9 protein-coding genes are annotated in these 8769 nt (G+C 63.4%); 4 read left to right on the forward strand and 5 right to left on the reverse strand.

Going from position 1 to position 8769, the window contains the following annotated elements:
• The coding region (locus GYA94_RS18285; protein ID WP_161892829.1) for a PQQ-dependent sugar dehydrogenase at positions 1-1185 on the forward strand (1185 nt) is incomplete at its 5' end.
• A gap of 16 nt (positions 1186-1201) precedes the next feature.
• On the opposite strand, the gene GYA94_RS18290 is transcribed toward GYA94_RS18285, so the two are convergent.
• The 5 genes from GYA94_RS18290 to GYA94_RS18310 form a co-directional block, all read right to left on the reverse strand.
• Positions 1202-1738: a C40 family peptidase gene (locus GYA94_RS18290; RefSeq protein ID WP_161892830.1), complete on the reverse strand. Its 537-nt coding sequence runs from the start codon at positions 1736-1738 to the stop codon at positions 1202-1204.
• A 140-nt stretch (positions 1739-1878) separates the two neighbouring features.
• Positions 1879-2517, reverse strand: a complete 639-nt coding sequence (locus GYA94_RS18295; protein ID WP_009683957.1) for a C40 family peptidase — start codon at positions 2515-2517, stop codon at positions 1879-1881.
• A 127-nt stretch (positions 2518-2644) separates the two neighbouring features.
• Positions 2645-3352 (reverse strand): DnaA regulatory inactivator Hda, encoded by a 708-nt coding sequence (gene hda / locus GYA94_RS18300; protein ID WP_009683956.1) that lies wholly within the window; start codon positions 3350-3352, stop codon positions 2645-2647.
• A 187-nt stretch (positions 3353-3539) separates the two neighbouring features.
• Entirely contained in the window at positions 3540-4613 is a 1074-nt protein-coding gene (locus tag GYA94_RS18305) for an AI-2E family transporter (protein ID WP_110680060.1), read from the reverse strand.
• Between the two features lie 12 nt (positions 4614-4625).
• A complete protein-coding gene (locus GYA94_RS18310; protein WP_110680059.1) occupies positions 4626-5687 on the reverse strand; it encodes a DUF2066 domain-containing protein in 1062 nt (353 codons plus the stop codon).
• Positions 5688-6008: 321 nt separating this feature from the next.
• On the opposite strand from GYA94_RS18310, the gene purM reads away from it, so the two are divergent.
• Genes purM through GYA94_RS18325 form a run of 3 tightly spaced genes read left to right on the forward strand, consistent with a single transcriptional unit; the run spans position 6009 to position 8439 of the window.
• Entirely contained in the window at positions 6009-7067 is a 1059-nt protein-coding gene (purM, locus tag GYA94_RS18315; RefSeq protein ID WP_009683953.1) for a phosphoribosylformylglycinamidine cyclo-ligase, read from the forward strand.
• A complete protein-coding gene (purN, locus tag GYA94_RS18320) occupies positions 7067-7720 on the forward strand; it encodes a phosphoribosylglycinamide formyltransferase (RefSeq protein WP_161892831.1) in 654 nt (217 codons plus the stop codon). Before purM ends, purN begins: the two co-directional genes overlap by 1 nt.
• A gap of 8 nt (positions 7721-7728) precedes the next feature.
• Positions 7729-8439: a DUF3108 domain-containing protein gene (locus GYA94_RS18325; RefSeq protein WP_054890579.1), complete on the forward strand. Its 711-nt coding sequence runs from the start codon at positions 7729-7731 to the stop codon at positions 8437-8439.
• Positions 8440-8769 lie beyond the last annotated feature (330 nt).

The following is an 8769-nucleotide window of genomic DNA, read 5'->3' on the forward strand; positions in this document are numbered from 1 at the left end:
AACATCGCCCCAGCAGTAGGCTGGCCGGAACATGCAAAACCCACGGCAGCCCCCGGCCTTCAGGTCAACGCGTTCGCCAGCGGCCTCGACCACCCCCGCTGGCTATACCTGCTGCCAAACGGCGACGTTCTCGTGGCCGAGACCAATGCCCCACCCAAGCCGGATGACGCCAAGGGCCTGCGCGGCTGGGCCATGAAAAAGGTCATGGCGCGTGCAGGGGCTGGCGTACCCAGCGCCAACCGCATCACCTTACTGCGCGATGCCGATCACGATGGTTCGGCAGAAACCCAGGTGCCGTTCATCGAGGGGCTGAACTCACCGTTCGGCATGGCCTTGATAGGCGATGATCTCTACGTCGCCGACACCGACAAGCTGCTGCGCTTTCATTACCAAAGCGGCGCAACCCACATCACCGACAAAGGCCAGGTGGTAACCGCGCTACCCGGCGGCCCGCTGAACCACCACTGGACCAAGAACGTGATCGCCAGCCCCGACGGCAAACACCTTTACGTGACAGTCGGTTCAAACAGCAATGTCGCCGAGAACGGAATGGACAAGGAACAAGGGCGGGCAGCGATCTGGGAAGTGAACCCGGCCAACGGCCAGCACCGGTTGTTCGCCACCGGGCTGCGCAACCCCAACGGCCTGGCCTGGGAGCCGAACAGCGGCAGCCTGTGGACTGCCGTCAATGAACGCGACGAAATCGGCAGCGACCTGGTGCCCGATTACATCACCTCCGTGAAGGACGGCGGCTTTTATGGCTGGCCCTACAGTTACTACGGCCAGCATGTGGACAGCCGTGTGCAACCGCCCGCGCCGCAAAAGGTAGCCCAGGCGCTGGTCCCCGATTATGCCGTGGGGCCGCACACCGCCTCGCTGGGGCTGGCGTTCGCCGAACCGGGTGCGCTGCCTGCGCCATTCCAGCGCGGCGCGTTCGTCGGGCAACATGGCTCTTGGAACCGCAAGCCTCACAGTGGCTACAAGGTCATTTTCGTGCCGTTCGACCGCGCAGGCAAACCTGCAGGCAGCCCGGTGGACCTGCTGAGCGGCTTCCTGGATGAACAGGGCCAGGCCAAGGGGCGCCCGGTCGGTGTCATCAACGATGGACGCGGAGCGGTGCTGGTGGCAGACGATGTGGGCAACGTGGTCTGGCGGGTGAGCAAGGCAGCCGCCACCGCGCCGTAGCCCCGATCCCCTGCTATCAGGGGTTCTGCGCCAGGTGCCCTTGTGGAATCACCCGCTTGGCCTGCAGGTAGGCTTTGGCCCAGTAGCTGTTGGACAGGTAGTCCAGGCGCACGGTGCCACCGGTAGAAGGGGCATGCACGAAGCGCCCATCACCTACGTAGATACCTGCATGGCTGACTTGCGAGCCGCCACTGGTAGCGAAGAACACCAGGTCACCGGACTGCAACGCGTTGAGGTTTACGGTGGGCGCCCGCATGACGATCATCTCCCGCGTCGAGCGCGGCAGGCTGATGCCGGCGGCATCCCGGTAAACGTACTTGATCAGGCCGCTGCAATCGAAGCCGGAATCCGGCGTATTGCCACCCCAGCGGTAGGGCGTGCCCACCAGACCAATGGCGCGAATCAACACGTCATCGGCAACCGGCGAAGGGCTGGCCTGGCTATAGGAGGTGACCTGGGGCTTTATTACAGGGACCGGCGCAGGGGCACGGCTGGAACAGGCAGCCAGCAAGGTTGCCAAGGAGAGGAATGCGAAGCGCGCCATCGTTGCCATGGCCATAACTTCCTGTCTGAGACCGCTGCGCCGCAGCTGAAAAGAGTTGAGAAATTAGATTAGACGCTTTCTGTAAATGCGCACGGCGGCGAGCTTTTTTTAAAAGCATCACCGCCGTGGCAGGGTACAGCATTTTGCCATCAGTTGCGCGCGATGTTGGTCGGCGCCATGGCCAAGGCGCGCTTGGCTTCAATGAAGGTCTTGCTCCAGTAGCGGTCACCGAGGCTGTCGATGCGCACGCCACCGCTGCGGCGGCTGCTGGAGTGGATGAACTGGTTGTCACCCAGGTAGATGCCGGCATGGCTGACGCGACCGCGGCCATTGGTGCTGAAGAACAGCAGGTCACCTGGCTTGAGTTTGTTGCGCGCCACTTTCGGGGCATCGACGTTGATCATTTCACGCGTGGAGCGCGGCAGGGTCATGCCCGCCTCTTCGCGGAACAGATAACCAATGAAGCCACTGCAGTCGAAGCCGGACTTTTCCGAGGTACCGCCGAAGCGATAACGGGTGCCGATCAACGACATGCCGCGTTCCAGGATGCTGTCGGCCAGAACCGGCAGCTGGTAAGGCTTGCTGCTGGAGAACGACGCCAGATCATCTTCGGTAGCCAGCTCTTCCGGTTCGCCGAATACCGACGAAGGCGAGGCTTGGGTTTTAACTGCCGCCTGAGCGGCGACAGGGGTGTGATCCTGGGGCTGGGAAACCGGGCCTTGGGCCGCGCAGCCAAAAAGCAGGGTCACGAGTGCGAGTGGCACGAGGGGTGCAAAGCGCTTCAGCATGGGCACGACCGTGTCTGTAATCCTTTAGAAGGGGGAAACTATGCCCTCTATCATGGCCATTTGCAAATTTTATCGAAAAAGATGTGACTTTTTCGTTTTGCTGCTCTGGCCCAAGGATTTCAGGGGGTTACCAGCCGAGGGTTTCCTTGAGAAAAGGGATGGTGAGCTTGCGTTGGGCCTGCAGCGATGCCTGGTCGAGGCGCTCGAGCAGGTCGAACAGCGCACTCATGCTGCGTGCACCGCGGGTAAGGATGAAATGCCCGACTTCGTCGGTGAGGTGCAGGCCGCGGCGCGAGGCACGCAGTTGTAGCGCACGCAGCTTGTCTTCATCGGACAGGCCGCGCATCTGGAACACCAGGGCCAGGGTCAGCCGCGACTTCAGGTCCGGCAATTTCACCGGCAGTTCGCGCGGTGATGCCGAAGCGGCCAGCAACAGGCGTCGGCCGCTGTCACGCAGGCGGTTGAACAGGTGGAACATGGCCTCTTCCCAGTCTGGCTTGCCGGCGATCACATGCAGATCGTCTATGCAGACCAGTTCATACTGCGCCAGGTAGTCGAGCAGCCCTACGCCACGCTCGAGCAGTTGCGCCAGTGGCAGGTAGACCGCGGGCTCACCGCGCTGCTGGAAACGGTGCGTGGCGGCCTGCAGCAGGTGGCTGCGGCCAACACCCTGCTTGCCCCACAGGTAGATAAGGCTTTCGGTCCAGCCGGCGTCGGCTTCGCACAACCGCTCGACGTAGCCCAATGCCGCAGCATTGGCGCCCGGATAGTAGTTGATGAAGGTGGCGTCATCGCGCAGGCGCACACCCAGGGGCAACTGGATCGGTGGTTTCATGCTCGCGGGCAGTCGAAGAGACCGCAGGGGGCCTTAGGTGAACAATCTGCAAAGTCTATACCCGCAACGCGGGGCGCACAATCGCGGCAACCGATAGCGCAAGCAAAATCAACAGGTTGCGCTGCAACGCCCGACACTGCGCAACGACAGGAGCGCCCCTCATGAAGCCGCGACGCGGTGGCCGGGGTTACAGCTCTGGGTCGACGTCCCCGGCATACATGTCCGACTCTTTATAAAGATCATGCACATGCCGCAGCAGCACCATGATCACCGCCGCCACCGGCAGCGCCAGCAATACCCCGGTAAAACCGAACAGCTCGCCCCCCGCGAGGATGGCGAAGATCACCGCCACCGGGTGCAAGCCGATGCGGTCACCCACCAGCAAGGGTGTCAGCACCATGCCTTCCAGTGCCTGCCCGATGACGAACACCGCGACAATGCCCAGCATCGGGTACAGGTCGCCGCCAAACTGGAACAGCCCGGCCACCAGCGCCGCGCCGATGCCGATGATGAAACCCATGTACGGCACGATGGCCGCCAGGCCGGCGAGCATGCCGATCAGCAGGCCCAGTTCCAGGCCCACCAGCATCAGCCCCACCGAATAGATGATGCCCAACGCCACCATCACCAGCAGCTGCCCGCGAACGAAGGCCCCTAGTACTTCATGGCACTCGCCAGCCAGGCCGACTATCTGGGGTTCCTGTTGGCGGGGCAACAGGCTGCGCAGTTTGGCCATCATCAGGTCCCAGTCCCGCAGCAGGTAGAAGCCCACGACCGGAATCATCACCATGTTGGCCAGCCAGGCGATCAGCGCCAGGCTCGAAGCGGTCGCCTGCGACAACACCACCCCGACAATGTCGGTGGTCTGGCCCATGTGCTCGCTGATAGCCGACTTGATCTTGTCGAACTTCCAGAAACCATCGGCCAGGCCAAGCCGCTGCTGCACCCACGGCAAGGCCACGTGCTGCAACCAGTCAAGCATCTGCGGCGCCAGCTCGTACAAGCGCACCAGCTGCTTGGTCAGCATCGGCACCAGCACCAGCAACAACGCCATGAACAGCAAGGTGAACAGCGCGAACACCACCACCACACCCCAGGTCCGCGACAGCCCGCGGCGCTCCAGCCAATCAACCAGCGGGTCGGCCAGGTAGGCCAGCAGAATACCGATCAGAAAGGGCGTGAGAATGTTGTGCAAGCTATAGAGCAGCACGACAACCAGCAGTATGGCGCCCAGCCAGATCCAGCGACGCAGGTCAGTCAATGTCAGTACTCCTTACCAACGAAAACGCAGGCCGTCGAACGGCGGGGGTGTAGGTTGAGGCTCGGTAGCCGGGGCCAGGCCACCCGTAGGCACCGGCGTGGCCGGTACTGCGGCGGTTTGTTCCACCGGCAGCTCCTGCAACTTGGCCAGGCCCAGCTGGGCACGCAATTGCTCACGGTTGCCGGTCACGCCGTAGGTCAGGGTGGTGCCATCAGCCAACTGCAAGCGTGGGCCATAGGGTTCCAGCACCCGAGCCAACTCGGCGTAGCGCTGCAGGTTCATCCCCTGCACCTGCACCTGCAACTGGCTGCTGGCCCCCGGCCGGGTGACATAACGCGGTGCAAGGCGGTTGCCCACCGCCAGCATCACGGCATCAGCCAGTGCGGCCTGGTCGGCGCCCTCGGCAGTGCCCTGCTCGCGCTGGTCACCCAGCCACAGTTGCCATTTACCTTGCCACTTGCCATCGGCTTCCTGGGCATGCACCGCCAGCATGGCGTCGGCGCCGTAACGCTCGGCGGCCTCGCGCAGCGGCGCCGGGTCGCTGCCTTCGAGTTGCTTGGCATTGGCTACCAATTGCTCCTGCAGGTCGGCCAGCGGCAGGCGCAGCGGCAAACCGCGGTGCTGGGCGGCACGCCGCAGTGGCTGGGCACTGGGCTGGCCATCACCGACCAGGCTGCTGCCTTCGACACTGTCATTGAGCCACCAGCTGAGGATCGACGGCCGGTTGCTCCCCCACAAGGCCAGGCCGGCCTTGCGCAGTGCGCGTTCGGTACTGCCCGGGTCGAACTCGACCACAACCGATTCCGGCGGGCCCGCCTCGGTGCCGACCTGGTTGATGATTTGCTGCGGGTCTTTGCGCAGGCCCGCCAACCCAGGGCTTTGCACCGCCTTGGGGTCACCGGTCAGGCGCAGGATGAGGGTTTCGAGGGCCTTGCCGGTAGCGGCTGTACGCGCTTCGGCGCCCTGCCCCGCAAGCGGTTCGTGCACCTGGTAAAGGTCGGAGACGTTTTCAGCCATGGCGGCGGCCGACACAAGGGCCAGGCAACCGGCTGCCAGAATAGAGATCAAGCGCATCGAGGATTCCGTCCAGTCGTGCTTCAAGCCGTGAGCTTCACGCTACAAGCTTAATGCAGCGCCAACGCGGCGCTGCATTTTCTTGCGGCCTGAGGCTCGCTGGTTGCAGCTTATACATATGCAACCCCATCAACCACCCCGGGCCATTTTTCAGCAATTTACCGGCCTGCCCGTCGGCCTGAGGATGGCCGCTGCCCGGCAACCCTGATAAAATCGCGCGCCTTCACAGACCACTGACGTTTCAGGCAGCCGTCGCTCACCCGCCGGCCTTGGCCGCCATGGTCGTTTTTAAGAATCCCTCCCTCCTAAAGGCCTGGATCAATGAGCAAGCAACCCTCCCTGAGCTACAAGGACGCCGGTGTAGACATCGACGCCGGCGAAGCACTGGTCGAACGCATCAAGGGCGTGGCAAAACGCACCGCACGCCCTGAAGTCATGGGTGGCCTGGGCGGCTTCGGCGCCCTTTGCGAGATCCCGGCCGGCTACAAGCAGCCGGTGCTGGTCTCCGGCACCGACGGCGTCGGCACCAAGCTGCGCCTGGCGCTGAACCTGAACAAGCACGACAGCATCGGCCAGGACCTGGTCGCCATGTGCGTCAACGACCTGGTGGTGTGCGGCGCCGAGCCGCTGTTCTTCCTCGACTACTACGCCACCGGCAAGCTCAATGTCGACGTGGCTGCCACCGTGGTCACCGGCATCGGTGCCGGTTGCGAACTGGCCGGCTGCTCGCTGGTCGGTGGTGAAACCGCCGAAATGCCTGGCATGTACGAAGGCGAAGACTACGACCTGGCCGGTTTCTGCGTGGGCGTGGTGGAAAAGGCCGACATCATCGACGGTTCCAAGGTTGCCACCGGCGATGCACTGATCGCCCTGCCGTCCTCCGGCCCGCACTCCAACGGCTACTCGCTGATCCGCAAGATCCTCGAAGTGTCGGCCACCGACATCGAGAACACCCAGCTGGGCGGCACCCCGCTGACCGACCTGCTGATGGCCCCGACCCGCATCTACGTCAAGCCGCTGCTGCAGCTGATCAAGAACACCGGCGCAGTCAAAGCCATGGCCCACATCACCGGTGGCGGCCTGCTCGACAACATCCCGCGCGTACTGCCGAAAAACGCCCAGGCCGTGGTAGACGTGGCCAGCTGGCAGCGCCCGGCGGTGTTCGACTTCCTGCAGGAAAAAGGCAACGTCGACGAGCACGAAATGCACCGCGTGCTGAACTGTGGCGTTGGCATGGTCATCTGCGTCGCCCAGGACCAGGTCGAAGCGGCCCTGAACGAACTGCGCGCCGCCGGTGAACAGCCATGGGTCATCGGCCACATCGCCGAAGCCGCCGAAGGCGCCGCCCAGGTCGAGCTGCAGAACCTCAAGGCACACTGATGCCGAGCAAGACCTGCAATGTCGTGGTACTGCTGTCGGGTTCCGGCAGCAACCTGCAAGCCATGATCGACAGTTGCCAAGGCCAGGACAGCCCGGTGCGCATTCGTGCGGTGGTCTCCAACCGCGCCGATGCCTTCGGCCTGCAACGCGCCGCAGCCGCTGGCATTGAAAGCGCGGTGCTCGACCACACCCGGTTCGACGGCCGTGAAGCCTTCGATGCAGCGCTGATGGCGTGCATCGACGGCTTTGCCCCGGACCTGGTGGTGCTGGCCGGGTTCATGCGCATCCTCAGTGGCGACTTCGTGCGCCACTATCAGGGCCGCCTGCTCAATATCCACCCGTCGTTGCTGCCCAGGTACAAAGGGCTGCATACCCACCGCCGGGCGCTGGAGGCAGGCGACGCCGAGCATGGCTGCAGCGTACACTTCGTGACTGAGGAACTCGATGGCGGCCCACTGGTCGTACAGGCAGTAGTCCCGGTGGCGCCAGACGACACTGTCGAAAGCCTGGCCCAGCGGGTTCACCAGCAGGAACACCTGATCTACCCGCTGGCAGTGCGCTGGTTTGCCGAAGGCCGCTTGCGCCTTGCCGAACAGGGTGCATTACTGGACGGCCAGCCGCTGGCGGCCAGCGGTCACTTGATTCGATCCTAGGAGAACTTATGCGTCGTGCCCTGCTCTTGGCTCTCGCCGTGCTCGCCCTGCCGCTCCAGGCAGCTGATCTGAAGCCCTTCTCGGCCAGCTACACCGCCGACTGGAAGCAGCTGCCCATGAGCGGCACCGCCGAGCGCAGCCTGGTCAAAAATGCCAACGGTACCTGGGACCTTAACTTCAAGGCTTCCATGATGATCGCCAGCCTGACCGAGCAAAGCACCCTGCGCCTGGAAAACGACACCCTGCTGCCACAGAAGTACCACTTCGAGCGTGGTGGCCTGGGCAAGGCCAAGAAGGTCGACCTGAACTTCGACTGGAACACCAAGAAGATCACCGGTAGCGACCGGGGCGACGCCGTTACCCTGCCGCTCAACCGCGGGGTACTGGACAAGTCTTCCTACCAGCTGGCCTTGCAGCATGACGTGGCGGCAGGCAAGAAGAGCATGACTTACCAGGTAGTCGATGGCGACGAGATCGACAATTACGACTTCCGCGTGCTGGGCACTGAAAAAGTCACCACCAAGACCGGCCAGGTCGATGCGGTGAAGGTCGAGCGCGTGCGCGACCCAAGCCAGAGCAAGCGCATCACCGAGCTGTGGTTTGCCAAGAACTGGGACTACCTGCTGGTGCAACTGCGCCAGGTGGAGACCGATGGCAAGGAGTATGTGATCGTACTGCAGGATGGCACGGTCGATGGCAAGCCGGTGAAGGGGAACTGAGCCCGCGTTGCCAGTGACATCAGATAGCCCCGCCTAGTGCGGGGCTTTTTTCTGCCCGGGTTTCTGGGTGGCCCGTACTGGCCCAATCGCCGGCAAGCCAGCTCCCACAGGGATCGCCTTAGGGCTGACAGGTGTTTGCCACAAGGTATGGCAGCGCCTGTTAGAGCGAGCGCCGCCCGCGCGGCGCTCGATCTCACAGGCGCTGAAGATGCTCCGGCTACCCTTGCCAGGAACCATAGAATCTCCCACAGGGATCGCAGCAGGGCTGACTGGCGTTTGTTACAGGGCAGCCACTCCCTGATTTGAAAAAGCGCTCGCGCGCGCGGTCCC

It is taken from the genome of Pseudomonas juntendi, assembly GCF_009932375.1.
Classification (GTDB): Bacteria; Pseudomonadota; Gammaproteobacteria; order Pseudomonadales; family Pseudomonadaceae; genus Aquipseudomonas; species Aquipseudomonas juntendi.

Bases quoted from the DNA above. Each gene is read 5' to 3' on its own strand.
- GYA94_RS18290 (WP_161892830.1), bottom strand. From the start codon at position 1,738: ATGGCAACGATGGCGCGCTTCGCATTCCTCTCCTTGGCAACCTTGCTG.
- GYA94_RS18295 (WP_009683957.1), bottom strand. From the start codon at position 2,517: ATGCTGAAGCGCTTTGCACCCCTCGTGCCACTCGCACTCGTGACCCTG.
- hda (WP_009683956.1), bottom strand. From the start codon at position 3,352: ATGAAACCACCGATCCAGTTGCCCCTGGGTGTGCGCCTGCGCGATGAC.
- GYA94_RS18310 (WP_110680059.1), bottom strand. From the start codon at position 5,687: ATGCGCTTGATCTCTATTCTGGCAGCCGGTTGCCTGGCCCTTGTGTCG.
- purM (WP_009683953.1), top strand. From the start codon at position 6,009: ATGAGCAAGCAACCCTCCCTGAGCTACAAGGACGCCGGTGTAGACATC.
- purN (WP_161892831.1), top strand. From the start codon at position 7,067: ATGCCGAGCAAGACCTGCAATGTCGTGGTACTGCTGTCGGGTTCCGGC.
- GYA94_RS18325 (WP_054890579.1), top strand. From the start codon at position 7,729: ATGCGTCGTGCCCTGCTCTTGGCTCTCGCCGTGCTCGCCCTGCCGCTC.